Annotated in this window: 22 protein-coding genes; 10 read left to right on the top strand and 12 right to left on the bottom strand. The window is 69.9% G+C overall.

Annotated elements, in window-relative coordinates:
- Positions 1–343: 343 nt before the first annotated feature.
- Entirely contained in the window at positions 344–979 is a 636-nt protein-coding gene (locus tag ACFXI3_RS37375) for a hypothetical protein (RefSeq protein ID WP_378406068.1), read from the bottom strand.
- 179 nt (positions 980–1,158) lie between these two features.
- Between ACFXI3_RS37375 and ACFXI3_RS37370 the strand changes: the two genes are divergently transcribed.
- Complete coding sequence (locus ACFXI3_RS37370; protein ID WP_378406066.1) at positions 1,159–1,785, top strand: cupin domain-containing protein; 627 nt, start codon at positions 1,159–1,161, stop codon at positions 1,783–1,785.
- A 55-nt stretch (positions 1,786–1,840) separates the two neighbouring features.
- Positions 1,841–2,704, top strand: coding sequence for a LysR family transcriptional regulator (locus ACFXI3_RS37365; protein WP_344267528.1), 864 nt, complete (start codon positions 1,841–1,843; stop codon positions 2,702–2,704).
- On the opposite strand, the gene ACFXI3_RS37360 is transcribed toward ACFXI3_RS37365, so the two are convergent.
- Genes ACFXI3_RS37360 through ACFXI3_RS37340 form a run of 5 tightly spaced genes read right to left on the bottom strand, consistent with a single transcriptional unit; the run spans position 2,670 to position 9,571 of the window.
- On the bottom strand, positions 2,670–4,118 hold the full coding sequence (locus ACFXI3_RS37360) for a cytosine permease (RefSeq protein ID WP_344267526.1): 1,449 nt from the start codon (positions 4,116–4,118) through the stop codon (positions 2,670–2,672). The two genes, ACFXI3_RS37365 and ACFXI3_RS37360, sit on opposite strands and share 35 nt — an antisense overlap.
- Entirely contained in the window at positions 4,118–5,524 is a 1,407-nt protein-coding gene (locus ACFXI3_RS37355; RefSeq protein ID WP_378406064.1) for an aminobutyraldehyde dehydrogenase, read from the bottom strand. The genes ACFXI3_RS37360 and ACFXI3_RS37355 overlap by 1 nt, the downstream gene beginning before the upstream one ends.
- Positions 5,521–7,164: a thiamine pyrophosphate-binding protein gene (locus tag ACFXI3_RS37350; protein WP_378406062.1), complete on the bottom strand. Its 1,644-nt coding sequence runs from the start codon at positions 7,162–7,164 to the stop codon at positions 5,521–5,523. The genes ACFXI3_RS37355 and ACFXI3_RS37350 overlap by 4 nt, the downstream gene beginning before the upstream one ends.
- The gene (speB, locus tag ACFXI3_RS37345) at positions 7,161–8,114 is read right to left on the bottom strand and encodes an agmatinase (protein WP_037357511.1); all 954 of its coding nucleotides are present in this window, start codon (positions 8,112–8,114) and stop codon (positions 7,161–7,163) included. The genes ACFXI3_RS37350 and speB overlap by 4 nt, the downstream gene beginning before the upstream one ends.
- Positions 8,111–9,571 (bottom strand): sodium:solute symporter, encoded by a 1,461-nt coding sequence (locus ACFXI3_RS37340; protein WP_344267519.1) that lies wholly within the window; start codon positions 9,569–9,571, stop codon positions 8,111–8,113. Before ACFXI3_RS37340 ends, speB begins: the two co-directional genes overlap by 4 nt.
- Positions 9,572–9,678: 107 nt before the next feature.
- Between ACFXI3_RS37340 and ACFXI3_RS37335 the strand changes: the two genes are divergently transcribed.
- Genes ACFXI3_RS37335 through ACFXI3_RS37315 form a run of 5 tightly spaced genes read left to right on the top strand, consistent with a single transcriptional unit; the run spans position 9,679 to position 13,744 of the window.
- Positions 9,679–11,163: a PucR family transcriptional regulator gene (locus ACFXI3_RS37335; RefSeq protein ID WP_378406060.1), complete on the top strand. Its 1,485-nt coding sequence runs from the start codon at positions 9,679–9,681 to the stop codon at positions 11,161–11,163.
- Positions 11,164–11,222: 59 nt separating this feature from the next.
- Entirely contained in the window at positions 11,223–11,894 is a 672-nt protein-coding gene (locus ACFXI3_RS37330) for a response regulator transcription factor (RefSeq protein WP_344267515.1), read from the top strand.
- The gene (locus ACFXI3_RS37325; RefSeq protein WP_344267513.1) at positions 11,891–13,015 is read left to right on the top strand and encodes a HAMP domain-containing sensor histidine kinase; all 1,125 of its coding nucleotides are present in this window, start codon (positions 11,891–11,893) and stop codon (positions 13,013–13,015) included. Before ACFXI3_RS37330 ends, ACFXI3_RS37325 begins: the two co-directional genes overlap by 4 nt.
- Positions 13,016–13,058: 43 nt before the next feature.
- A complete protein-coding gene (locus tag ACFXI3_RS37320; RefSeq protein WP_378406057.1) occupies positions 13,059–13,346 on the top strand; it encodes a type II toxin-antitoxin system Phd/YefM family antitoxin in 288 nt (95 codons plus the stop codon).
- Positions 13,343–13,744 carry a PIN domain-containing protein gene (locus ACFXI3_RS37315; RefSeq protein WP_378406055.1) on the top strand — a complete coding sequence of 134 codons (402 nt, stop codon included), beginning with the start codon at positions 13,343–13,345 and terminating at the stop codon, positions 13,742–13,744. The genes ACFXI3_RS37320 and ACFXI3_RS37315 overlap by 4 nt, the downstream gene beginning before the upstream one ends.
- A 46-nt stretch (positions 13,745–13,790) precedes the next feature.
- Here the strand turns inward: ACFXI3_RS37315 and ACFXI3_RS37310 are convergent, their stop codons facing one another.
- The 3 genes from ACFXI3_RS37310 to ACFXI3_RS37300 form a co-directional block, all read right to left on the bottom strand.
- Positions 13,791–15,404: a PHP domain-containing protein gene (locus ACFXI3_RS37310; protein ID WP_378406053.1), complete on the bottom strand. Its 1,614-nt coding sequence runs from the start codon at positions 15,402–15,404 to the stop codon at positions 13,791–13,793.
- 144 nt (positions 15,405–15,548) lie between these two features.
- Positions 15,549–17,657 (bottom strand): 3-hydroxyacyl-CoA dehydrogenase NAD-binding domain-containing protein, encoded by a 2,109-nt coding sequence (locus ACFXI3_RS37305; RefSeq protein WP_378406051.1) that lies wholly within the window; start codon positions 17,655–17,657, stop codon positions 15,549–15,551.
- Positions 17,657–18,856: a thiolase family protein gene (locus tag ACFXI3_RS37300; protein ID WP_354751120.1), complete on the bottom strand. Its 1,200-nt coding sequence runs from the start codon at positions 18,854–18,856 to the stop codon at positions 17,657–17,659. The genes ACFXI3_RS37305 and ACFXI3_RS37300 overlap by 1 nt, the downstream gene beginning before the upstream one ends.
- 301 nt (positions 18,857–19,157) lie before the next feature.
- On the opposite strand from ACFXI3_RS37300, the gene ACFXI3_RS37295 reads away from it, so the two are divergent.
- Together ACFXI3_RS37295 and ACFXI3_RS37290 are read left to right on the top strand one after the other, a co-directional pair.
- A complete protein-coding gene (locus tag ACFXI3_RS37295; RefSeq protein WP_378406049.1) occupies positions 19,158–20,123 on the top strand; it encodes a tetratricopeptide repeat protein in 966 nt (321 codons plus the stop codon).
- Positions 20,124–20,148: 25 nt separating this feature from the next.
- Positions 20,149–21,204: a tetratricopeptide repeat protein gene (locus tag ACFXI3_RS37290; RefSeq protein WP_378406047.1), complete on the top strand. Its 1,056-nt coding sequence runs from the start codon at positions 20,149–20,151 to the stop codon at positions 21,202–21,204.
- Positions 21,205–21,241: 37 nt separating this feature from the next.
- Here ACFXI3_RS37290 and ACFXI3_RS37285 read toward each other — a convergent pair whose 3' ends face one another.
- From ACFXI3_RS37285 to ACFXI3_RS37275, 3 genes are read right to left on the bottom strand one after another with little or no spacing between them, the layout of a single operon-like run.
- Positions 21,242–22,213, bottom strand: coding sequence for a 3-hydroxyacyl-CoA dehydrogenase NAD-binding domain-containing protein (locus ACFXI3_RS37285; RefSeq protein ID WP_378406045.1), 972 nt, complete (start codon positions 22,211–22,213; stop codon positions 21,242–21,244).
- A complete protein-coding gene (locus ACFXI3_RS37280; protein ID WP_378406043.1) occupies positions 22,210–23,322 on the bottom strand; it encodes an NAD/NADP octopine/nopaline dehydrogenase family protein in 1,113 nt (370 codons plus the stop codon). The genes ACFXI3_RS37285 and ACFXI3_RS37280 overlap by 4 nt, the downstream gene beginning before the upstream one ends.
- A 37-nt stretch (positions 23,323–23,359) precedes the next feature.
- A complete protein-coding gene (locus ACFXI3_RS37275) occupies positions 23,360–24,142 on the bottom strand; it encodes an SDR family NAD(P)-dependent oxidoreductase (protein ID WP_378406041.1) in 783 nt (260 codons plus the stop codon).
- 51 nt (positions 24,143–24,193) lie between these two features.
- On the opposite strand from ACFXI3_RS37275, the gene ACFXI3_RS37270 reads away from it, so the two are divergent.
- On the top strand, positions 24,194–24,958 hold the full coding sequence (locus ACFXI3_RS37270; RefSeq protein ID WP_378406039.1) for an IclR family transcriptional regulator: 765 nt from the start codon (positions 24,194–24,196) through the stop codon (positions 24,956–24,958).
- The last annotated feature ends 130 nt before the right edge of the window (positions 24,959–25,088 follow it).

Below are 25,088 nucleotides of genomic sequence, written 5' to 3'. Positions count from 1 at the left end.
CGGCTGGGCTCCGATGCGGGGAAGGCGGCGAGGGAAGCCGCGTGCCCGATCGGAGGCGGGCGGGGCGGGGATGCTTCGTGCTTGAGCGGAGCTTCGGGACGGCTGGGCTCCGATGCGGGGAAGGCGGCGAGGGAAGCCGCGTGCCCGATCGGAGGCGGGCGGGGCGGGGATGCTTCGTGCTTGAGCGGAGCTTCGTGACGGCCGGGCTCGCGCGCACAGGAGACCGCGGCGCGGAAGCCTTCCGTTCGAGCGGAGTCGAATGGGCTGGGCGCAAGGAAGCCGCGCGCTGAGCGCTCGAACGGCGGGTTCGGCGGGTTCCCTGAAAACGAGGAACCTGCCGTGCTCATTTTTCGGTGCCAACTACCGGGGTTTCGGCGGCGAAGGTCTCGTCGATGTCCGGGATCCAGTAACAAATCTCCAGCGTCTTGATCCGCGACATGTGCCAGACTTTCCGCCCGCTGCCCAACGCCCCGACCGCGCCCAGCAGCGAGAGTGCGGCAGCCCCGGCGGCGATGACCCGGTGTGGTCCGGTCGCGGTCTGGACGAGTGCGACGACCGTGGCCATCGTGAACGCGAAGGCGATGTTGCGCAGCATCACCGACTGCGCGCGCATCCGGACGATCTCTCCAGCGGCGTCCTTGTCGTGCAGTTCAGCCGCGGCGACGAGCAGCGCCGGGTTGGCCCGGACGTACGCACGGTCGCGCGCCTGCGGAACTCCGGCGATGAACTCCTGACGGGCTTCCTCCGCGTCGCGCCGGGGGCGGAAGCGGTTCAGTTGTGCGGCCAGCGGGTGGAAGAGGTGTCCGAGCAGGTAGCTGGCCACCACGGCACCGGCGACCAGCAGTGCGCCCGGTGCGGAAGTCAGTGCGGCGACGTGCACCACGCCCAGCCGGTCGAGCACGTAGATCAGCAGCGACAACTGGACCGCACCGGGCACGGCGAAGCTGAACAGGTCGAAGATGCCGACTGCGAACGTCACGAATCGCCTCCAGGACAGGGGGTTTCGAGGATCGTCCCACAGCGGCGCGCGGTCCGGGCCGGGTTTGCTCATCGCGGTGCGCGATAGCTGTGATCCGCGCGGGGCCCTTTCCGGGTTTCGCATTCTTGGAAGAATCAGAGGCAGCAGATCTTCCTCGGTTTCTGGGAAAGGCGGAAAGAATGTCGGAAATCAGCAGGCGGGGTGCACTCGGGGCGGGCGCGGGAATCGCCGCGGCGACCGCGCTCGGGGTGGCCGGAACCGCGCAGGCGAGTACGGCTGCTACACCGAAGCAGCCGTACCTTTTCCCGCTCGCCAAATCCGCGCCGGCTGTCCACGACGGCGGGACTTTGCGTGGTGCTCACGAGAAGAATTTCCCGGTGCTGGCCGGTCAGCAAGGTTCGGTGTACCTGGTGCACCTCGACCCGGGCGGGGTGCGTGAACCGCATTGGCACCCGTCCGCGTGGGAGTTGAACTACATTATTTCCGGCAAAGCGGACTGGAGTATTCTCGGCACGCACGAGGACGGCAGTTACCACAATGAGGTGTTCAGCGCGAAAGCCGGGGAACTCGTTTTCGCCCCGCAGGGATTCTTTCACTATTTCGCGAATTCCAGCACCGCCGAAGGCCTGGACGTGCTCGTCATGTTCAACACCAGCACCGGGGAGCCGAACGACGACATCGGCATCGTCGGGACGCTGAACTCGCTGCCGCGCGAGATTCTCGCGGCCTCGTTCGGGGTTCCGGTGTCCGCGTTCGCCGCGATCCCGAAGGACCTCAAGCCGGTGGTGATCACCCGCCGCCGGTAGTGGCAGTGCCCACACCTGGTACACGGTCGCGCACCGAGAGTGGTACTCCGGAATAGTGATCGATCCGGTGCTGCTGCGCACTTTTCTCGCCGTGGCCGAGGCGGGCGGGTTCTCCGAAGCCGCCCGCAGGCTGGATCTCGGGCAGTCGACGGTGAGCCAGCACGTCCGCCGCCTCGAGACGGCGCTCGGCAGTGTGCTGTTCGAGCGCGACACGCACAGCGTGCGGCTCACCGGCGACGGCGAGACGATGACCGGCTTCGCTCGCGGCATCCTCGACCAGCAGGACCGCGCCCTGCGGTATTTCTCCCGGCCGGGCCCGCGCGGGCGGGTCCGGTTCGGGGTGTGCGAGGACTTCCTGCTCGGCCACGCCGCGGACGTCCTCGGCCGGTTCCGCGGCGCACATCCGGGAATCGACCTCGAACTGTCGGTCGAGCTGAGCGAGGTGCTGCATTCGCGGCTCGCCGACGGAGACCTCGACCTGGTGCTCGCCAAACGCGACTCCGGGCAGGGCGTGCGGCGGGATCCGCTCGTGTGGGTCGGCTCGCCCGGGCTGGAGTTGCTCCCGGGCGAGCCGTTGCCGCTGGTCCTTTATCCGGAGCCGAGCGTCACCCGGGCCCGTGCGCTGAACGCGTTGCGCCGCAACGGCGTCCAGTGGCGGATCGGCTGTGTCAGCGAACGGCTCAACGGGCTGCGGGTCGCGCTCGAAGCAGGGCTCGGCGTTGGCCTGTTCGCGGCGTCCGTGGTCCCGGACGGGCTGGTCCCGATAGCCGGCCTGCCCGATCCGGGAACGGTGACGTTCGTGCTGAGCCACCGGGGAACGGCGCGGGGTTCGGCAGCGGCGTTGGCGGACGCGATCCTGTCGGCCCAGTGGAGCCGCCCGCCGCTCACGCTTCGGCAGGCACCGCTTCCGCGGCGATAGCCGACGAAGGCCCGAAGACCTCCCGCGGTTCCGGAAACACCTTCACCAGCACCGGATACGCCACCGCGGCCGTGCACAGCGTCACCACCAGGCTGATGTCCACCCCGCCCGCGATCCCGGCCAGCGGTCCGGTGATCATCGGCGTATTCGCGCACAGCAGGCCCAGCGCGGTAGCCGGGATCCAGGCCGCCATCGCGCGCCAGTTGACGCCCCGGTGGAACCAGTACCGTCCGCCGGTGCGGCCTTCGTTGAACACCTGCAGGTCGGCCGGGTCGTAGTAGCCGCGGCGTTGCACGTAGCCGATCATCATGATCACCATCCACGGCGACGTGCACAGCACGATCAGCGTCGCGAACGCGTTGATGCTGGACACCATGTCGAGCACGAAATTGCCGACGAAGATGAACAGCACGCTCAGTGTCCCGATCAACAGCGTCGCCCGAACGCGGGACAGGCGCGGGAAGATCGAGCTGAAGTCCAAGCCGGTGCCGTACAACGCGGTGGTGCCGGTGGACAATCCGCCGATCAGGGCGACCACGATCAGCGGGATCGCGTACCAGAGCGGGGAAATCGCGGTCAGGCCGGTGACGTAGTCGGCCGGGTCGGCGACCAGGGTCGCGGTCGCGATGCCGAAGCCGAACGGCAGCAGCGTCGCCAGTTGCGCGAGGAAGGGCGCGGCCAGCAGCGAGCGGCGCGAGTGGGTCGCGGGGATGTAGCGCGACCAGTCGCCGAGGAACGCGCCGAACGAGATCGGGTTCGCCATCACGGTCAGCACGGCGAGGATCCACGTCGGCCAGAACGTGCCGAGCGCGAAGTTGCCGCTGCCGGTGAACGACGGGTCGAACGAGCCGCCGTAGGCGAAAATCCCGACCAGCATGATGAGCGTGCCCAGGGTTACCGCGACGCGGTTGACCAGCAGCATGAAGCGGTAGCCGTAAATGCACACGACGAGGACGGCGATCGCGATCACGCCGTACGCGACCGCGCGCAGGACCGGGCCGCCGTCGATGCCGAAAAGCCGTTGTGCCGCACCGGCTACCGCGTCGCCGCTCACCCACACCGAGATCGCGAAGAAGGTGATCGCGGTGAGCAGCGACAGGAACGAGCCCACGCACCGGCCGACCACGCCGAAGTGCGCGCCGGACGAAACCGCGTTGTTGGTCCGGGTGATGGGTCCGAACAGAGCCATCGGGGACAGCACGAGCGCGCCGAGCACCACACCCACGACGGTCGCCGCGAGGGCCGCCCAGAAGCTCAGCCCGTACGCGATCGGCAGCGTGCCGAGGATGATCGTGGCGAACGTGTTGGCCCCGCCGAACGCGAGCCGGAACAGGTCGCGCGGCCGGGACGTCTGCTCGGCGACCGGGATCGGCGCGATGCCGTGCTGTTCGACCTCGGTGACTTTGTCGCTCATTACTCGAACCTCGTCATCACGTGCTTGACGCGGGTGTACTCGGCGAACGAATACGCCGAGAGGTCCTTGCCGTGCCCGGAATGGCCGAACCCGCCGTGCGGCATCTCGGCGGTCAGCGGGCCGTGCGTATTCACCCACACGCAGCCGAAATCGAGATCGCGCGACACCCGGGCGACGCGGGCGACGTCGTTCGTCCACACCGAAGAAGCCAGGCCGTACGGGACACCGTTGGCCAGCTCCAGCGCTTCGGTCTCGTCGGCGAACGACTGGACGGTGATCACCGGCGCGAACACTTCCTCTTGGACCAGTTCGTCGTCCTGGCGGAGGCCGGACACGACGGTCGGCGCGAGCTGGAAGCCCGGTCCGGTCGCGGTGCCGCCGGTTTCGACGCGGGCGTGCGACGGCAGCCGTTCCAGCAGGCCGAGCACGCGGTCGAGCTGGGCACGGCTGTTGAGCGGGCCGTAGTCGACGTCCGGGCGACGGGTGGCGGCGGCTTTCGTCAGCGCGGCAACGAAATCGTCGTGGATGCTCTGGTGCACGAGCACTCGGCTGCCCGCGGTGCAGTCCTGCCCGGCGTTGTAGAACGCGGCGTCGGCGATCCGCTCGGCGGTGTCGGCGACGCCGGTGTCCGGGAAGACCAGCAGGGGAGCGTTGCCGCCCAGCTCCAGGTGGGTCCGCTTGAGATCGGCCGCGGCGACCGTGGCCACGTCGATGCCGGCGCGCGTCGAGCCGGTGATGGACACCAGGTCGGTGTTCGGGTGCCGGACCAGCGCACGGCCGGTTTCGCGGTCGCCGCACAGGACGTTGAACACGCCCGGCGGCAGGAATTCCGCCGCGGTTTCGGCCAGCAGCACGGCGGTGGACGGCGTGGTTTCCGCGGGCTTGAGCACCACGGTGTTGCCCGCCGCGAGCGCCGGGCCGATCTTCCACACGGCCATCATCAGCGGGTAGTTCCACGGCGCGATCTGCGCGCACACGCCGATCGGCTCGCGGCGGATCACCGACGTGTGCCCGGCCAGGTACTCGCCCGCACCGGTGCCTTCGAGCTGCCGTGCCGCGCCGGCGAAGAACCGCAGCGTGCTCACGCACTCCGGGATTTCCTCGTCCAGCATGACCGAGCGGACCTTGCCGGTCTCGCGGACCTCGGCGTCGGCGAATTCCTCCGCGCGGGCTTCCAGCGCGTCGGCGATCTTGAGCAGGGCTTCCTGGCGCTGCGCGGGCGTGCTCCGCCGCCACGACTGGAACGCGCGCGCCGCGGACTCCATCGCGAGGTCGATTTCGTTCCGTCCGGAAAGGACACTCGTGCCGAAGACCTTGCCGGTGGCCGGGTCGGTCAGCTCGAGCGTCGCGTCGGTGTCGGGCATGTCGACCAAAGCGCCGCCGACGAAGTTGCGGAGGTGAGTCACGAGTGCTCCAAATGGGTTGGGGCGAACATCTTCAGCAGCGCGGGAAGCACGACGACGGACGGGCCGGGGGTGCGCAGCGCGTCGGCGAGGTCGGTGCGGACAGTGTCCACAGTGGTCTTTCGGGCGGGGATGCCGAACGATTCGGCCAGCGCGACGAAATCCGGACGCGGCAGTTCGGTCGCGGTGGTCTGGCCGAACGCACCGGTGAGGTATTCGCGCAGGATGCCGTAGCCGCCGTCGTCGACGATCAGCCAGGTCACGTCGAGCTGGTGCTGTACCGCGGTGGCCAGCTCGGCCAGGCCGTACATCGCGCCGCCGTCACCGGATACCGCCAGCGACCGCACGCCTGCCGCGGCGGCGCCGAGCGCGCCGGGCAGGCCGTAGCCGAGGCCGCCCGCGCCCTGCGCGGTGTGGATCGGCGCGCCGTCCGGATTCCACACTGACCACGCCCAGTAGGCCGCGATTGTCATGTCCCAGAACGTTTGCGTGCCTTCGGGGAGTGCGGCGCGGACGTCGTCGAGCAGCTTCCGCTCGGCAGCGAGCGGCTGACTGTCCAACCTGGACTGGACGCGCGCGAGCAGATCCTTCGTCGCCGCTTCGGCGCGGCCGTCCGGAGTGCGCGGGGTGAGCTGTTCGAGCAGCGCGCGGAGCGTGCGGCGGACGTCGGCGTGCAGCCCGAGCGCGGGATAATTCGACTCCAGTTTCCCCAGATCCGCTTCCACCTGCACGACCTGTCCGCGCGGCGCGAACTCGCGGTAGTTGCTGGACAGCTCGCCCAGCCCGGAGCCGAGCACCAGCAGGACGTCGGCGGCGGAGAGGAATTCCGTGGTGTGCCAGTCTTCCATCCACGATTGCGCGGACAGTTCATGGTCCCAGGCGAAAACGCCCTTGCCGCCGAACGTCGACACCACCGGCGCGCGCAGGGTTTCGGCGAGCTGGCGCAGGTCGTCGTGCGCCCCTGAACGCAGCGCGCCGCCGCCGGCGAGAATCACCGGATTCTTCGCCGCGGCAAGGAGTTTCGCCGCCTCCGCCACCAGCTCCGGCAACGGTTCGAGCGGTGCCGGAGCCGCGGTCACGCTGGTCAACTGCGGCAGGTTCGCCGCGGCGAGCAGCACGTCCTGCGGGATTTCCACCCACACCGGCCCGTACGGCGCGGTCGCGGCGGATTCCCACGCCTCGCGCAGCGCGGTCGGAATCTGGCTGATCGAGCGGACCACGTGCACCGACTTCACGACATCGCGGAAGCTGGCCTGCTGGTCCGGCAATTCGTGCAGGTAGCCGTGCCGTCCGCCGCCGAGCCCGGCGACCGGGATCTGGCTGGAGATCCCGAGCACCGGCACCGAGGCCGCGCGCGATTCCTGCAGCGAGGCCAGCGTGAGCAGCGCGCCGGGGCCGGTCGACACGATCATCGGCGTCACCGGCACCGGGCCGTGCGGATCGGCGGCGAGCCGGGCGCGCGCGTGGCCGTCCGCGGCGAAGGCGAGGTTGTTCTCCACTCGCGAGCTGACCACGCGCAGGTCGTCCGCCCGGCGCAGCGCCTCGAACAGGCCGAGCGCGTGCTGTCCAGGCAGGCCGAACACAGTGTCCGCACCGAGCGCCCGCAGCGTCTCTACGACAACGTCGCCGCCGATCCGGGTCATGCGCCGCGTCCCAGCGCCAGCAGGCTGACCAGGTCGTAGGCGACGTGCGAAGCGGCGACAGCGGTGATTTCGGCGTGGTCGTAGGCCGGAGCCAGCTCCACGACGTCCGCGCCGACCAGGTTAAGCCCGCGAAGGCCGCGCAGGATCTCCAGCAGTTCGCGGCTGGTCATGCCGCCTGCTTCGGGAGTGCCGGTGCCGGGTGCGTGCGCGGGGTCGAGCACGTCGATGTCGACGGACACGTACAGCGGACGGTCGCCGATGCGCTGGCGAAGCGCGTCCACGGTCTCGTCGATACCGCGGCGCAGTACGTCGCCGGAGGTGACGATGCCGAAGCCGAGGCGACGGTCCTCTTCGAGGTCGCGCTTGCCGTACAGCGGCCCGCGCGTGCCCACGTGCGACACGGCGCTGGTGTCGAGGATGCCTTCTTCGACCGCGCGACGGAACGGCGTGCCGTGCGTGTACGGCTCGCCGAAGTAGGTGTCCCAGGTGTCGAGGTGGGCGTCGAAGTGAAGCAGCGCAACGGGACCGTGCTTCTTCGCGGCCGCGCGCAGCAGCGGGAGCGCGATGGTGTGGTCGCCGCCGACAGTTACCAGCTTCGTCTCGCCCGCAGTAAGCGCTTCGGCTTCCTGCTGCAGCTTCTCGATCGCTTCGCCGATGTGGAACGGGTTGACCGCGATGTCGCCGGCGTCGACGACCTGCTTCTCGGCGAACGGCGAAACGTCCAGGCCCGGGTGGTACGGCCGCAGCAGCCGGCTCGCCTCGCGCAGCGCCGAAGGACCGAACCGCGCGCCGGGGCGGTAGGACACGCCGGAGTCGAACGGCACGCCGACCACGGCTACGTCGGCGCTCGGCACCTCGTCGATCCGCGGCAGCCGCGCGAAGGTCGCGAAGCCGGCGAAGCGCGGGATCTGCGACGAGTCGAGCGGGCCGACCGGACGCTGTTCACTCACTGGGGCAACTCCTGTCGGGTTTCGGATGCGCTGAGATCTTCAGCGGCAGCGTGGTTTTCGGAGCCGTGAAGACGTTCTGTCCACACGGAAAGGATGCTGTCCGGCGTACGCGGTGTCGCGAGGCTGACGCCGATGTACACGACAAGGCTGACGCCGAGACCCCAATAGATCGGACTGTTGGCCGCAACCCCGTCGATGATCATGAAGGCGATCACAGACACTGTGCCGGCCACCATCGACGCGTACGCGCCTTCGCGAGTACCGCGCTTCCAGAACAGCGCGCCGATGATCGTGACGAGCAGCCCGCCGACGAGGATGTCGTACGCGATGGTGAGCGCGTTGACGACGTCGTCCACGAGCATTGCGATACCGATGGCCACGATGCCCAGCACAAGTGTCGTCACTCGGTTACGCAAGACCTCGCCGCTCTTAAGGCCGATCTTGCGGAACAGGTCCGAAGTCGTCGTCGTGGCACACGCGATCAGCGCGCCGCTCGAAGTCGACATCAGCGCCGACAGCGCGGCAGCGAGCACGAGACCGCGTACGCCGGTGGGCAGCAGCCGTTCGGCGATGGTGGCGAAGGCGTCCTGCGCACTGCCGAGGTCCGGGTACAGCACCTTCGCCGCCGTACCGATCAGCGCGCCCGCGATGCCGTAGACGAGGCAGTAGACGCCGGAGATGACGCCGCCGCCGGTCGCGACGCGCGGGGTGCGCGCGGTGAATACGCGCTGCCAGATGTCCTGTCCGATCAGCAGGCCGAAGGTGTAGATCAGGAAGTAGGTCAGGATCGTCTCGCCGCCGATCGAGGTGAACTCGAAGTACGACGCGTCGAGCTTCTCGGCCATCCCGCTGAAGCCGCCCGCCGAGACGAGCGCGACCGGCAGCAGCACGAACAGGATGCCGATCGTCTTGATCACGAACTGCGCGATGTCGGTCAGCGTGATCGACCACATGCCGCCGAGCACCGAGTAGAGCACCACGATCGACCCGCCGATCGCGATCCCGGCCCAGCTCGGGATCGAGAACAGCACCTTGAAGATCGACGCGAACGCCAGCGTCGAGGTGACCGTGAGCATCAGCGTGTAGCCCCACATCACCACGCCGGACACCGCGCTCGCGCGGCCGCCGTAGCGCAGGTCGAGCATCTCGCCGACGGTGTAGACGCGCAGTTTCACCAGCCGCCGCGCGAAAACCGCGTGCAGCACCAGGATCCCGACGCCGATCGTGATCACCAGCCACGCGCCGGAGATGCCGTAAGTGTAGCCGAGCTTCACGCCGCCGACGGTCGACGCGCCGCCGAGCACGACGGCCGACATCGTGCCGGAGTACATGAACCAGCCGAGCCGCCGTCCGGCGACCAGGTAGTCGGATTTGGTCTTGGCCAGCCGGAGGCCGATCCAGCCGACCCCGATCATGCCCGCGATGTACAGCGCGATCACCGCATAGTCGCCGCCCACGGGTCCTCCTTGAAACGGGGTGGGGTTCTTGCGGGACACCGTAGGGTCGGGCGACCCCGCGGCGGCATGGGACGATGTATCCAGGACTTCGCGGAAGATTGGCCGAAATGACCCACCACGACGTGCTGTTGCCCGCAGAGGTGACAGTTCCACTACGCACCGTCGCGGGCAACCCGGAGCTGGCGCTCGACGTGGTGCCCGAAACGCTGCGCCCGGGCGCGCTGGACCGGCCGGTGCGATGGGCGCACGTGAGCGAACTGGCCGACCCCGCGCCGTACCTGGTGGGCGCCGAACTCGTGCTGACCGCGGGCGTGAACCTGCCGAAGGACGCCGACCGCTACGTCCGGGGGCTATGCGACGCGGGCGTCACCGCGCTCGGCTTCGGCCTCACCCCGACGGTCTCGGAAACCCTGCCCTCCTCGCTGCGCGACGCCTGCGCGGAACACGGCCTGCCGTTGCTGGTCGTGCCGCCCGCGACGCCGTTCCTGGCCATCAACCGCGCCGTCGCAGTCGCGCTCGCCGAGGCCGGGCGGCACGAAGAACGACGGCTGGCGGAAGGCCGCGAAGCGTTGACCCGAGCAGCGGGCGGCGGTCTGGGGGAGTTGGTCGCCGCGCTCGCCGGGCGATTGCGCGGGTGGGTCGCGATGGTCGGCGCCGGAGACGTGCTGGCGGCCGGCTACGACGCGCCGCAGCCCTTGCCATCGCCGGTGAAGGAACTGCTCGCGACCCTGCGCTCCCGTTCCGGAATCCGCATTGCTTCCACCGAATTGCCCGACGGCACGCACGTCGTCGCGCAGCCGGTGTACCCGCAGGCGACCGCCGCGCACCTGGTCGTCGTAGGCCGGGCGCGGCGGTTCGACAGCGGAGACCGGGCGATCCTGGCCGTCGGCGCGGCGCTGCTGGGGCTCGTCGGCCGCGCCGGATCGGACAGCGCGGAACTCGGCGCCGCGGCCACCGCGTTGCTGCTCGGCGGCCCCGGCTCGGACGCGCTCGCCGGAGTGCTCGGCAGCGATCAGGCCCGCCTCGTCGCCGGAATCGCCCACCGGCGCGGCCCGGACGCCCTGTCCCGGCGCCCGGACTGGCTGCGCGCCCGGCTGGACACCCCGCTGGTCCAGGTCCTGCCCGGTCCGCGGTTCTACGCCATCGCGAGCGAACTCGGCGACCTGGACGGCCTCCTCGAACACGGCTGGCTGGCGGTAGCGAGTCCGCCGCACCCGGCCGCGAACCTGCCCGCAGCCGTCGCGGAAACCGAACTGCTGCTCGCTCGTGCCCGCGCGCTGGCCCGGCCGCTGGCTGCGAGTGCCGATCCGCTCGGTTTCGACGAGCTGATCCCGCCCGCCGCAGCGAGCGCGTTCGCCGAGCGTCTGCTGGCCCCGCTGCGCGAACTGGACCGGGCGCACGGCCGCGAACTGGTGCCGACTTTGCGGACCTGGCTGGCGCATCACGGCAGCTGGGACCGGACCGCGACGGAACTCGGCGTGCACCGCAACAGCGTGCGGCACCGGATCGGACAGGTGGAACGGGCGCTGGACGTCGAGCTGGCCGACCCGGAAACGCGGATGCGACTGTGGTTCGCGTTGCGGTGGGGGTGAAGGCGAGTGTCCATTCAGGTCTCTCAGGTGCTCTCAGGAAACTATGGGATTGTGGTCGAGTGCGAGTTCTGGTAGTCGAAGACGAAGAGCCGTTGGCCGACGCGATCGCCCGCGGGCTGCGGCGGGAGGGCATGGCCGTCGACATCGCGCTCACGGGCGACGACGGGCACGAGAAGTCGTCCGTCACGCGGTACGACGTGGTGCTGCTCGACCGCGACCTGCCCGGGATGTCCGGCGACGACCTGTGCCGCGAGATCGTGACGTCCGGCGAGCTGACGCGGGTGCTGATGCTGACCGCGAGCAGTTCGGTGTCCGACCGGGTGGACGGGCTGTCGCTGGGCGCGGACGACTATCTCGCCAAGCCGTTCGCCTTCCCCGAGCTGGTCGCGCGCGTGCGGGCGCTGGGCCGCCGCGCGACGCCCGCCGCGCCGCCGCTGCTCACCGCGGGCGACGTCGAGCTGGACCCGGCGAAGCGCACCGTCCGGCGCGCGAGCGGGCCGGTCGAGCTGACCCGCAAGGAGTTCGGCGTGCTCGAGGTGCTGCTGTCCGCGGCCGGATCCGTGGTCAGCAGCGAGGAACTGCTGGAGCGGGTCTGGGACGAGAACGCCGACCCGTTCACCACGACCGTCCGGGTCACCGTCATGACCCTGCGCAAGAAGCTCGGCGAACCGGGCATCATCGAGACCGTGGTCGGCTCGGGCTACCGGGTGTCGGTCGCCGGTTCCGAGTGAAGCTTCCCGGCGCCCGCAGCCTGCGGGTGCGCGTCACCGTCCTGGCGACCGTCCTGGTCGCCGCGGCGGGGCTGTTGCTGCTGTGGCTCGCGTGGACGCTCGTCGGCGACGCGGTCGACGCCGTGCCGCACATGCCGCCGGGCACCATCGTCCGGGTCGACGGCATCGACGTGGACGCGTCCACGCTCGCGCAGCATCTGCGCACGCACGCCGTCACCCGGGTGCTGATCTTCGGCTCGCTGGCGTTCTGCTTCGTGGTGGCCGCGGCGGCGATCCTGGCCTGGACGTTCACCTCCCGCGTGCTGCGTCCGCTGCGCGAGATCACCGGGACCGCGCAACGGCTGTCGATCGAGTCGATGGGGGAGCGCATCGGCGAGATCCGCTCGCGCGACGAGCTCGCCGAGCTGGCGCGGACTTTCGACGCCATGCTCGACCGGCTCCAGGACGCGTTCGACTCGCAGCGCCATTTCGTGGCCAACGCGAGCCACGAATTGCGCACCCCGCTGTCGGTGATCCGGACGGAACTGGACGTCACGCTGTCCGACGAACACGCCGACGAGGCCGAGTTCCGCCGGATGGCCGGGGTGGTCCTGGACGCGACGAACCGGGCGGGTCAGCTGGTGAATTCGTTGCTGCTGCTGGCCCGCACCGACGGAGCCGGTCTCGTGACGCGGGAACTGGTGGACCTGACGGTGCTCGTGGAGCGGGCTTGGTCGGCTGTTCGCGGCGAAGCCGAACAACGGGGCCTGCGCGCGGATTTCGCGATGCAGCCGTCTCCTGCGATCGGGGATTCCGCTTTGCTGGAACGGATCGCGGGAAACCTGGTCGAGAACGCGGTGCGGCACAACGTCGACGGCGGCTGGATCGAGGTGACGACCGAGCCGGGCGCGCAGTGGTCGGTCCTGCGGGTGCGCTCGTCGGGCGGACTGCTGGACCCGGCGGCGGTGCCGGAACTGTTCCAGCCGTTCCGCCGCGCCGGGGTGGCCCGGACGGCGCGTTCGGGAGCGGGCCTGGGGCTGTCGATCGTGCGCGCGGCGGTGCAGGCACACGGCGGGACGGTGTCCGCGGAGCCGGTGGTGGGAGGCGGACTGGCGGTGACGGTGCGGCTGCCAACGGTGTAGCACAACCGTAGCACCTTATCGAAAAGGTGCTACAATCCTGGCTATGGGGTACGCAATCGGCCAGCGAGAGCTGCGCAACGACAACGCGGAGATCATGCGACGCGTGGCGGCAGGCGAGTCGTTCGTGGTGACCCGCAACGGGAAGCCGGTAGCCGACTTGGTGCCGCACCGCGTCCCGGAGGAGCCGCGGCGAGACCGGACGCTCGGCGAGATCCAGGAAGCGTTCCGCGGGCTGCCGCCGATGGACAGCGCTGAATGGCGTCGCGAGCGGGAAGCCGACGACGCGGTCTTCGGGCCGGACCGCCTTGGCGAGCCCGGCGAAGACCGGTGACCGCTCCGTCCCGGGTGCTGCTCGACACGTCGGTGGTCATCGATCTCGAACGGCTCGACCTCGGCTCGTACGCGTCCGCGGTGCCCGCGGTCAGTTCGGTGACCATTGCGGAGCTGGCCTACGGTCTCGCCACCGACGATCCCATCCGGCTCGCGGAACGGGTCGAGCGCTACCGCCGCGCTCTCGACCAGTTCGAGGTGCTGCCGTTCGGCGTCGACGAGGCCAAGATGTACGGCACGGGTGCGGCGCTGGTCCGGCGGTTCGGGCGGGATCCGCGGCCTCGCCGGATGGACCTGCAGATCGCGGCGACAGCGGCGGCGCAGCAGATTCCGCTGCTGACCAGGAACCTGAAGGACTTCGTGGGGCTGGATCGGCTGGTTTCCGTCGTCGAGATCTGAGCCAGGCAGGCGCGGCCGAAACCGCGCCTGCCGGGTGAGACTGTCCTCAGTGGACGTCCACGAACGTCGGATTCCCGTACAGCCAAAGGTCTTCGTACGGATTCGCCTGCCCGATCACGTCCATCGCCGGCTCGATCCCGCCAGCGACGTGCCGCTTCCCGTCCGTCCCGCGCACCCGGACGTAGAACGGCTCCCGCACGTTGCGGAACGTGTGCTTGAACATCACCCGCCGTCCCGCATAGCCGCGCGAAGGCGTGAAAGACTCCACCACCCGCGTACCCGGCGCAGTCATCGTGTCGCGATCCGCCGCCGGGCCGGTGACCGGGCCCGAGATCAGGTCCAGCCGGCCCAGTCGCGGCACCGAACCCGACCCGTTCGGCCGGTAGGCAGTCACCGCGGAAACGACGACCGTCACGGTCGAGCCACGCCGTACGCGTAGCCGTCCGCCGAAGGTCGCGCAGTCGCCGCCGCCGAGCACGCCGACTTCCAGCTGCTGCACCAAACCGCCGTGAGACAGCCAAATCCGGCCCGCGCGCAGACCCTCCAGCACGCCCTCGAAGCCCGGCCGACGCACGCCGACCACCGTGCGGCTGAACTCGCCGGGGTAGAAATCCGCGTACGGCGCGGACAACTGCGGCACCCCGCTGTCGACCGGGTCCGGGTACTTGCCGGTCTGTTCGTACCAGCCGTCCGGCACCGACGGGCGCACCAGCTGGTCGCCGCGGTTGTAATGCGAGTCGGAGTTCGTGGTGATCCACCACGGTTTTCCTTCGGCCAGCAGGGAATCCCACAGCCCGCCGACCTTCGCGGTGGTCCAGTCCCAGCCGCCGAACGTGCGGTACGCCTCGGTCGGGAATCCGGGCCACGAGTCGCCGCCGGGGTTGTTGCCGTAGCCGCCGCGAGCGCCGCCATTGCCTTGCGGCTTCGGGAATCCGTCGGCCTGCGCGCCCGGTGCGCCTTCCATGCCGATCACGATTCCCGGCGCGGTGTCGCGATAGTTGCGCAGTTCGTGCGGCGACACGCGGCCGTTGCGCAGCGGATGGTTGATCAGCACGACCGGCGCGTGGATCCGGCGGGTGCGTTCCTGCTCGGCGAGCCACCGCAAACCCTTGAGCGCCAGCGCTTCGTGCTCCGGGCTGGAGGATTCGGAACCGGTCAGCCGCCAGTCGAAACCGCGCTCGAACTCGCGCAGCACAGTCGCCTGGTCTCGCCCGGCCTGGAAGAACAGCGTGGCGTGCTCCGCGCCCGGCACGTTCCACTCCATGCCTTGCCACAGCAGCAGATCCGGGTGCCTCCGCTGCGCGGCGAGCACGTCGCGGCTCGTCGGTTCCACGGACGACTTCTCGTGCGTCGCGTGCCCGTGGTCGGTGAAGACGATCCACTTCGCGCCGTGCTCGCGCGCGCCGGCCGCGATCCGGTCGATGGTGTACATCGCGTCGTACGAGTACTGGCTGTGCGTGTGGTGATCGCCGACGACCCACTGGTAGCGGCGGCCGAACAGCCAGTCGAGATCAATCCCGAGGTCGAGCCCCAGATCGAGGTCCATGGCGTCGGCCTGGCCCGAGGCCAGCACCGGGGCCCCGGCCGCGACCGCGCCGACGAGCCCCGCGCGCTTGAAGAATCCGCGACGGCCGACGCCGCCCGGGTCCGTGGTGTTCATCCTGCTCCTGACCTGCTCGAACGATTCGGCAGGACGCTATGGGGCAGCGGTGAACGGCTGGTGCCCGGAAGGTCACGAAGGGCTCGGTGTGTCCGGGTTCACTGCGGAGCCGCCCTGCGGGAACAGGGCGGCTCCGCCAAGGCGTTACGCCGGAACCGAAGCGACGCCCTGGGAGAGGAACGGCTTGCCGTTGACCCGCTCCGAGACGCCCGCCCGGTCGAGGTACGGCGTGATGCCGCCCAGCCAGAACGGCCAGCCCGCGCCGAGGATCAGGCACAGGTCGATGTCCTGGGCCTCCGCGACGACGCCCTCGTCGAGCATGATCCGGACCTCCTCCGCGATCGCGTTCAGCGCGCGGTCGCGGACCTGCTCGGCGGTGGACGGCTTGTCGCCTTGGGTCCACAGCGCGGCGACCTCCGGGTCGACCGACGGCGTGCCCGTCGCGTCCCAGGTCCAGACGCCCTTCTTGCCCGCCTTCACGAACTTGTCCAGGTTCTCGCTCACGGTGAAGCGGTCCGGGAACGAGCCGTGCAGCGTTTCGCCGACGTGCAGCGCGATCGCCGGGCCGACGAGCTGCATCAGGTTCAGCGGCGACATCGGCAGGCCGAGCGGCTCCAGCGCGGAGTCGGCCACGTCGAACGGCGTGCCCTCGTCCACCGCCACCAGCACCTCGCCGAGGAAGCGCAGCAGCAGCCGGTTCACGACGAACGCCGTCGCGTCCTTCACCAGCACGCTCGACTTCTTCAGCTGCTTGCCGACCGAGAACGCGGTCGCCAGCGCCGCGTCGTCGGTCTTCTCGCCGCGCACGATCTCCAGCAGCGGCAGCACGGCCACCGGGTTGAAGAAGTGGAAACCGACCACGCGCTCCGGGTGCTGCAGCTTCGAGGCCATCGCGGTGATCGACAGCGACGAGGTGTTCGTGGCCAGGATCGTCTCAGGGGAGACGTGCTGCTCCAGCTCGGCGAACACCTGCTGCTTCACGCCCAGCTCTTCGAAAACGGCCTCGATCACGAAGTCCGCGTCGGAGAACGCGGCCTTGTCGAGCGAGCCGGTCACCAAAGCCTTGAGCCGGTTCGCGCCGTCCGGCGACACCCGCTTCTTGGCCAGCAGCTTGTCGATCTCCTCGTGGACGTAGCCCACGCCCTTGTCGACGCGCGCCTGGTCGACGTCGGTGAGCACCACCGGCACCTTGAGGCGGCGCACGAACAGCAGCGCCAGCTGGCTGGCCATCAGGCCCGCGCCCACGATGCCGACCTTGTTCACCTTGCGCGCCAACGACTTGTCCGGCGCGCCGGCCGGCCGCTTGGCCCGCTTGTTGACCAGGTTGAACGAGTACAGCCCGGCCCGCAGCACGTCCGACATCAGCAGCTCGGCGAGCCCGTCGGTCTCCGCCGCGTAACCGCGGTCGAGATCGTTCTCCCGCGCCAGCTCCAGCAGCTCGACAGCCTTGGTCGCGCCCGGCGAAGCACCGTGCGTGCGACCGTCCACGATGGACTTGGCGCGCGCGACGGCCGCGTCCCACTCGGCACCGCGGTCGATTTCGCGACGGGCCGGGGTGATTTCGCCGTTGACGACCTTGGCCAGCCACAGCAGCGACTGCTCCAGGTAGTCCGCGGAACCGAAGACCTCGTCGACGATGCCGAGTTCGGCGGCCTTGCGCACGTTCAGCATCTTGTTCTGCGCCAGCGCGTTCTCGATGATCACGGTGACGGCGGCGTCCGGGCCGATCAGGTTCGGCAGCAGCTGCGTGCCGCCCCAGCCCGGGAACAGGCCGAGGAACACTTCGGGAAACGCGATCGCCGCGGTGTTCTCCGACAGCGTGCGGTAGTGGCAGGACAGCGCGAGTTCGAGCCCGCCGCCCATCACCGCGCCGTTGACGAACCCGAACGTCGGGATCTTCGACTCGGTGAGCCGGCGGAACACGTCGTGCCCGGTCTGCGCGATCTCCCGCGCCAGCTTCGGGTCCGACACCGCCTCGACGCCGGAAAGGTCCGCGCCGACGGCGAAGATGAACGGCTTGCCGGTGACCGCGATCGCTGCGGGCTCGGCGGCGAACGCCTTGTCCAGCGCGGCGTTCAACGCGACGAGACCCTGCGGGCCGAAGGTGTTCGGCCGGGTGTGGTCGTGGCCGTTGTCCAAGGTGATGAGCGCGACCGGCTTGTCCAGCCCGGGCACCTTGACCAGGTTCGTGACCGCGTTGGTCACGACCTCGTCCGGGAACGCGGCCTTCGCCTCTTCAGCGGTGAAAGTCATTACTTCGCCCCCTCAGAGCCGTTGTAGGCCGGGTTTTCCCAGATCACGGTGCCGCCCATGCCGATGCCGATGCACATCGTGGTGAGGCCGTAGCGCACGTCCGGGCGCTCGGCGAACTGGCGCGACAGCTGCGTCATCAGCCGCACGCCGGACGAAGCCAGCGGGTGGCCGCACGCGATCGCGCCGCCCCACTGGTTGACCCGGGGGTCGTCGTCGGCGATGCCGAAGTGGTCGAGGAACGCGAGCACCTGCACCGCGAACGCCTCGTTGATCTCGAACAGGCCGATGTCCTCAATGGACAGACCGGTGCGCTGGAACAGCTTCTCGGTGGCCGGCACCGGGCCGATGCCCATGACCTCCGGCTCGACGCCCGCGAACGAGTAGCCGACCAGCCGCATCCCGACCGGAAGGCCCAGCTCGCGCGCGGTGTCCTCGTCGGCCAGGATCGCCGCGGTGGCGCCGTCGTTGAGACCGGCCGCGTTGCCCGCGGTGATCCGGCCGTGCGGGCGGAACGGCGTCTTCAGCTTCGCCAGCTGCTCGACGGTGGTGCCCGGGCGCGGCGGCTCGTCCTCGGTCGCGAGGCCCCACCCGAGTTCCTTCGACTTCGTCGCCACCGGAACCAGCTCGGGACCGATCTTGCCGGTCTTCACAGCCTCGGCGTAGCGCTCCTGGCTGCGCGCGGCGAACGCGTCCGTGCGCTCCTTGGTGATCTCCGGGAAGCGGTCGTGCAGGTTCTCCGCGGTCTGGCCCATCACGAGCGCGGTCGGGTCGACCAGCTTGTCCGCGACGATCCGCGGGTTCGGGTCGACGCCCTCGCCCATCGGGTGGCGGCCCATGTGCTCGACGCCGCCGGCGATCGCGATGTCGTACGCGCCGAAGCCGATGCCGCTCGCGGTGGTGGTCACCGCGGTCATCGCGCCCGCGCACATCCGGTCGATCGCGAAGCCCGGCACGGACTTCGGCAGCCCGGCGAGCAGCGCGGCGGTGCGGCCGATGGTCAGGCCCTGGTCGCCGATCTGCGTCGTCGCGGCGATCGCCACCTCGTCCACGCGCTCGGGCGGCAGCTCCGGATGCCGCCGCAGCAGCTCGCGGATGGCGTTGACGACGAGGTCGTCCGCCCGGGTCCCGGCGTACATGCCCTTGTCGCCCGCCTTGCCGAAGGGCGTGCGTACCCCTTCGACGAAGACGACATTGCGCACCCCTCGCGCGGTGGGCGCGAGCGGCGGCGTTGCTGGTGCGGCCACGAATGCTCCTGAAGTAGAGAGTGTTCCTGTCCCGCACCCTAGCCCTTGTTACCCGTGGGTAACCAGTGCAGTGGCCCGGTCGAGTGGGAGACGGCACACTCCCGGGGGCTTGTGGCATGGGGCACACTGGCGGGAACGCACCAACCGGACGGGGGACGGCAATGGCGCTTTTCCGGGCGAACCCGGCAGCCGAAATCGCGAAACTGCGCAAAAAACTGGCGAAAGCCACGGTCCGGATTCCCCGGAGAGCCTCGCGATGCGCCACCGGATCGGCATCCTCCTGGTGGAAACCGGCGACTGGCCCGCGGCGGAGGAGCACTACACCGAACTCGCCGACGCCCAGGTGCGCGTCGAGGGCGATCAGCATCCGGGCACGCTCGGCGCTTGGCTGAACCTGGCCATGGCGAAGGCCGCGCTGGGCCAGATCGAGGACGCGGTGCACCTGATGGAGTCCACAGTGGACATCTACGAAGCCGTCAGCCCCGACGACCCGGCCACCATGCAGGCACAGCTGGTGCTGTCGGAGATGTACTCGGTTTCCGGGGAGTACGACGAGGCGCTGGACGTGCTCAGCCGGCACCTGAAGGCGTGCGTGGACAAGTTCGGCGAGTACCACGAGCTGACCATCGCGGGCGCGCGTCGGAAGGTGAGTGTGCTGCGGACACTCGGCCGATACGGCGAGGCTGGCTCTTTGAACTCCGGCCTGTCCCGTAAGCCGCGAGACGACTACGAACGCGATAGCGCCCGCGCGGTCGGCTTGCTGATCCGGGCGGAAGGCGGCGAGGCGAAGACCGTCCAGTACAAGGTGAGGGAACTCGCCGAGCAGTACCGCACCCCGGAGTTCATCGAGGTTCTCGCCGCGGTGCTGCTGCGAGCCGGGGAACCCGCGGAAGCGGCAGAGCTGTACCGCGCCGTGCTGTCCGCGCAACCGGCGGCGCAGCAGTGGGGCCCGGCCGCGGAATTGGCCCGCGCGTACCTGGAAAGCGGCCAGCTCGACGCGGCGGAAACCCTGGCCGGAGAGATCGCGGCGGCCGACGGTCTGCCGGACGGACACCCGCTGAAGCTCGGCGCCCGGGCGACATTGGCGCGGGTGGCCCGGGAACGCGGCCGGGATGCCGAGGCAGATCGTGAACTGGCGGCGGTCGCGGCGGGGTTGACGGAGGCGTTTGGTCCGAAGCATCCGGATGTCGTCGAGGTTTCTGGGTGGCTTAAGAAGGACTGAATCGCCGGGCGGGCAGACTGTCCAGGTGGGACTCTTCCGCACGAAGCCAGAGCCGGTCGACGAGATCGCCGCACTGCAGGCCGCCCTCGCGAAGGCGCGTAACCCGAAGAGCGCGCCGAACCTGCGTCGGCGGCTCCTGCTGGGCCAGTTGCTGCTCAAGAACGAGGACTGGGCGGCAGGGGAGCGGCACTACGCGGATCTCGTGCCCGCGTTGACGGAAGAATTCGGTCCGCGTGGGCCGGACACCCTTGCCGCGTGGGCGAATCTGGCGTACTGCCAGACTTCGCAGGCCCGTCCGGCGGAGGCGATCCCGCTGCTGGAACGCACCGCGGAGGTGTTCGAGGCAACCTGGGGCGCGCGCCAGCCGGGGACGTTCAAAACCCAGCTGCTCCTCGCGGAAGCCTACGGCGTGGCAGCGCAGTACGAAGACGCGCTCGCGGTGCTCGACGCGCACGTCGACTACTGCACCGCCGAACTCGGCCCGGCGCACGCCCGGACGAGAGCCGGACGACGCCGGAAGGTCGTCATGCTGCGCGCGCTGGCCCGGTACGAGACGGCCGAACAACTGCTGTCAGCCGAGGACGCGTTCGGTGAGACCGACGAGCAACGAGACGCGCTCCTCTTGGTGGTGCGAGCCGAAACCGGAGATCCGGAGGCAGCGATCGCTCCGCTGCGCGAACTGTTCGAGAAGCGGCCAGAGATGGGGGAGTCCCTGGCAACCGTTCTCCTGATGACAGGGCAAGCGCCCGAGGCAGCCGACCTGCTCCGCCAGGCACTGGGCGAAGCGCGAGGCCGAGGTGCGCTGACCCTCCGCACCGCGCTCGCGCGAGCCTGCGTGGAGAGCGGCGATCTGGACGGAGCCGAGCAAGCGGCGCGGGCGGTGCTGGCCGCTGGTGCCTGGCCAGCGGGACATCCGATGGTGCTCGGCCTCCGCGCGACTCTGGCCCGAGCCGCCGCCCGACGAGGCGACCGAGCGGGTGCGGCGGCTGAGCTGGAATCCGTGACAGCCGGGCTCAAAGCAATCCTCGGCGAAGCCCATCCGCGCGTCGCCCAGGCGGCCGGATGGCTTGCGGAGTGCTGACGGCCGCGGACCTGAACCCGCGGCCGCCAACCGAAAATCACTCCGCCGAATCGTCCTCCGGACGCACCGGAACCGGTGTCCCGTCCCGCAACTGCGGTTCCCGCAGCCGGAAAATCTCCTCGAACTCCCGGATCCGCGCCGCCCGGTAGTCCGGCACCCCGGCCGGGTCGAAGCGGTAGAACCCGGCCCCGTCCTGGAGACCTCGCCGCTGGCCGGTCATGTTCTCCTCGACGATCGCGGGCGCCTGGAACCGCTCGCCGAGTTCGCCGGTCAGGTAGCGCGAGGCGTAGTACAGGATGTCCCCGCCGCCCCAGTCGATGAATTCCAGCGGGCCCAGCACCGAAAACCGCGGGCCGAGACCCGCGCGCACCGCGAGGTCGATCTCGGCGGCGCCGGCCACCCCTTCCTCGACCATCCGCGCGGCCTCGTTCATCAGCAGCGCCTGCAGCCGCGGCACGATGTACCCGGCGGCGGGCCCGCACACCACGGGCACCTTGCCGATTTCGCGCAACAGCTCCACGAGCCGCTCGACCGCGGCCGGGTCGGTGTCGTCGCTCCGGCTGACCTCGACCAGCGGCATCAGCTCGGCCGGGTTGAGCCAGTGCGCGTTGACGACGCGCTCCGGCCGGTCGGCGAGTTCCGCGATCTGCGTGACCAGGAAGGTCGACGTCGTCGAGGCCAGCACCGCCGACTCCGGCACCTGCGAGCCGAGCCAGCCGAATACCTCGCGCTTGACGTCCATGACCTCCGGCACGGCCTCGAACACCACGGTCGCGTCGGCGAGTTCCTTCGCCGAACGGTCGCCCAGCGTCAGGCTTTCCAGCGCGTCGGCGTGGCCGAACATCGCGCGCAGCCGGTCGGCGAGGCGCTTGCGGACCTCGTCGCGCCGGAGCTGGCGTTCTTCCTCGGTGCGGTCTTTGACGTCCGCGAGCAACACCGGATGGCCCGCCGCGAGGAAGGCCAGCGCGATGCCCTCGCCCATCCGCCCGGCGCCGACGATCGCGATCACGACTGGACTCCGTCCTGCAGCAGCTTGGTCAGCCCGGCGCGGTCGAGACCGGCGAGGCCGAGGTTCTCGAACGTCCGTCCTTCAGCGTAGAAATCGCGCCCGGTGATCGCGGAACCCAAAGCCAGCAGGCCTTCCGCGACCGGCGTCGGCACCCCGGCCCACCGGCCCGCGGACACCAGCAGCGACAGCCCGAGCCGGGTGTCTTCGACCATGTAGCGGTGCGTGTGGAGGTCGATCTTCTCGCGCCAGTCGCCGCTGTCGGTCAGCCGCTCGTGCGCCGCGCGGCCGTACATCCACTCCTCGCCGTCGGTGGCGTAGTGATCGGCCAGCGGGAAGTGCGGCGCGCCATAGCCGAACGCCTCGCGCAGCGCGACCCGCTCGGCGTCGAGCGCGTCGGTGACGCTGCGGATCGACGGCTGCGTGCCCTCGTTGTGGATGTCCCAGGCGGCGAAATGCTCCAGCGGACCGGCGTTCATCGTGATCAGCGGCGGATGGATGATCGGGCCCGCGTTCATCAGCGCTCCGCTGAGCCCGTCGCCCGCGTCCTCGATGCTCGGGTACGCCTCGCGCAGCGTCTTGAACGCGCTTTCCGCCAGCCGCAACGGGAAAACTCCGGTCGGCAGACGGGTCGCGTACCCGCTGATCACCACTTCGGCGTCACCATGACGACGCGCGAGATACGGCAGCGTCCCGGCTTCGGCGAACGCGATCTCCGGACTCCCGCCCGCCGCGGCGACGGCCTTGGCGAACACCATCGAACCGAACGTGCCCGGCGGAAGGAAAACCACCTGGCCCTCGGTCAGCAGCGGGGCGAGCCGGGGAGCCAGGTCGTCGTGCGTGGTCGACGGCAGCGGGATCACGATCAGAGCCGCGCCGCGCACCGCCTCGGCGAGATCCGCCATCGGGTTGATCTCCCCGGCGCCGTCGCCCACCGGCACCGAACGGGAACCCCGGTAATCCCGGACGCCCACCGCCCCGGTCGCGCGCAACGCTTCCAACGCCTCGGCGTTCCGCCGCCACCAGCGCACTTCGTGGCCGTGCTCGGCGAGTTCCGCCACCGTGGCCCAGGAACCGTGCCCGCCCCCGAGAACCGCGATCTTCACTGTCATGTGCTCCTGTCTAGTGCTGATGTGCTGTCGCACTTTCTCACGGGTCGACAAGGTCGGTCTCGCCCCACAACTGATCTTGCTGCTCGCGCACGATCCCGCCGAACTCGCCCGGGACGATCGTCCGGTACGGCCCGGATTCGACCGCGACCCGCGCGATCGTCTCGATCGCCGGGGCCGGATCGCGCTGCATGGCGAGGAAATCCGAAAAGTCGTGTTCCGAGGCAGGCGCGTTCTCCACGAGTTTTTCGTTGAACCCAGTGGAAAACGGCCCAGGTTCGACGACCCGTACTTCGATTCCGTGCGGTCGCAGCTCCTGCCGGACCGCCTGCGCCATGGCTTCGAGGGCGAACTTGCTGGCCCCGTACGCACCCGCGCCGGGAGCGACGAACAGCCCCGCCACCGACGTGACGAACACGATCCGCCCGCCACGCCCGGCCGCGACGAGCCGGTCGGCGACCAGCCGCGTCAACTCGAGCGTGCCGAAGACGTTGACCTCGAACGTTTTCCGCACCACCGCGGAATCCGTGCGCAGGAGCGGTCCTTCGGCACCGAATCCGGCGTTGTTGAGCAGAACCGACGCGTCGAGCCCTGCAGCCGCTTCACGATCAGCCGGGTCGAGCAGATCAAGCCGGGAGACCTCCGCGGCGAGCCCGCGCTCGGCGAACGCCGCCCGCGTCGGTTCGACCTGATCGTCCCGTTCGACCGTGGCGAACACCCGGTGCCCACGCGCCGCGAGCGTCAACCCCGCTCCCAGCCCGAGGCCCGATCCGGCGCCCGTGATCAAAACCGACTCGCTGTGTTCTTCGCTTGGCCGACCCACGTGCGCAGTGTCGCTTGCGTCGCGGTCCGGCCTCAATCAGACTTCCGCCACATGGAAGCCAGGCCCACCGCGGCGGCGCGGCTGCTGTCGGTGCTGGACTGCTTCAGCGCGCAGACGCCGGTGCTCTCGCTGACCGAGATCGCCCAGGCCGCCGGCCTGCCATTGAGCACCGCGCACCGCATGGTCGGCGAACTGGCCGAATGGGGAGCGCTCGCCCGTGACGACCATGGTGGCTACCACCTCGGCCTGAAACTGTGGGAGCTCGGCTCGCTCTCGCTGGCCCGTGCGTCGATCCGCGACATCGCTCTGCCGTATCTGGGCGATCTCTTCGACGCGACTGGCGAGAACGTGCACCTCTCGGTGCTGGACGGAACTGACGTCGTGTTCCTGGCCCGGCTGGCCGGGCACCGTTCGGTAGGAATCCTCACCACGACCGGCAGCCGTCTGCCCGCGACCACTACCGCGACCGGTCGGGTGCTGCTCGCGCACGCTGCCGCCGATACCCGCGAATCTGCGCTGACTAGCCCGATTGCGGCGGAAACTCAGCACACCACGACCGATCCGGAGACTTTGCGCGCCGAACTCGCCGAGATTGCCCGTGCTGGCTACTGCGTCGCGGATCGCCAGCTTGCCGACGACGCAGTAGCCGTTGCCGCGCCGATCCGAGACGCTTCCGGCCGGGTCACTGCGGCGGTCGCGGTTGTGGGGCGTCGGGAGACGACGGTGGTGGCGCATCTGGTGCCTGCGGTGGTTACGACGGCTACGGGGGTGGGGCGGTCGCTTGGTTATCGCAGGTCGGTTCGTCGTCGGGGTTGATCGTCGGGGTTGATTTGGCAGGTCAGCTCACCAGCTGTGTTTTTGGCGTCGGCTCCGCCGCCGCGTGCGGGATCGCTTTTAGCCGGCGTTTGGGGGCTGCCCGGCGTGAGGGGCCTTCGGCCTGTCACGC

The organism is Amycolatopsis sp. NPDC059235 (assembly GCF_042754125.1).
Taxonomy (GTDB): Bacteria; Actinomycetota; Actinomycetes; order Mycobacteriales; family Pseudonocardiaceae; genus Amycolatopsis; species Amycolatopsis albidoflava.
Note: the sequence above shows the minus strand (reverse complement) of the source record. Positions and strands in the feature narration are given on the sequence as shown.

Excerpts from the sequence above, each read along its gene's own strand:
- ACFXI3_RS37370 (WP_378406066.1), top strand. The coding sequence starts at position 1,159 with ATGTCGGAAATCAGCAGGCGGGGTGCACTCGGGGCGGGCGCGGGAATC.
- ACFXI3_RS37360 (WP_344267526.1), bottom strand. The coding sequence starts at position 4,118 with ATGAGCGACAAAGTCACCGAGGTCGAACAGCACGGCATCGCGCCGATC.
- ACFXI3_RS37350 (WP_378406062.1), bottom strand. The coding sequence starts at position 7,164 with ATGACCCGGATCGGCGGCGACGTTGTCGTAGAGACGCTGCGGGCGCTC.
- ACFXI3_RS37335 (WP_378406060.1), top strand. The coding sequence starts at position 9,679 with ATGACCCACCACGACGTGCTGTTGCCCGCAGAGGTGACAGTTCCACTA.
- ACFXI3_RS37320 (WP_378406057.1), top strand. The coding sequence starts at position 13,059 with ATGGGGTACGCAATCGGCCAGCGAGAGCTGCGCAACGACAACGCGGAG.
- ACFXI3_RS37310 (WP_378406053.1), bottom strand. The coding sequence starts at position 15,404 with ATGAACACCACGGACCCGGGCGGCGTCGGCCGTCGCGGATTCTTCAAG.
- ACFXI3_RS37305 (WP_378406051.1), bottom strand. The coding sequence starts at position 17,657 with ATGACTTTCACCGCTGAAGAGGCGAAGGCCGCGTTCCCGGACGAGGTC.
- ACFXI3_RS37295 (WP_378406049.1), top strand. The coding sequence starts at position 19,158 with ATGCGCCACCGGATCGGCATCCTCCTGGTGGAAACCGGCGACTGGCCC.
- ACFXI3_RS37280 (WP_378406043.1), bottom strand. The coding sequence starts at position 23,322 with ATGACAGTGAAGATCGCGGTTCTCGGGGGCGGGCACGGTTCCTGGGCC.
- ACFXI3_RS37270 (WP_378406039.1), top strand. The coding sequence starts at position 24,194 with ATGGAAGCCAGGCCCACCGCGGCGGCGCGGCTGCTGTCGGTGCTGGAC.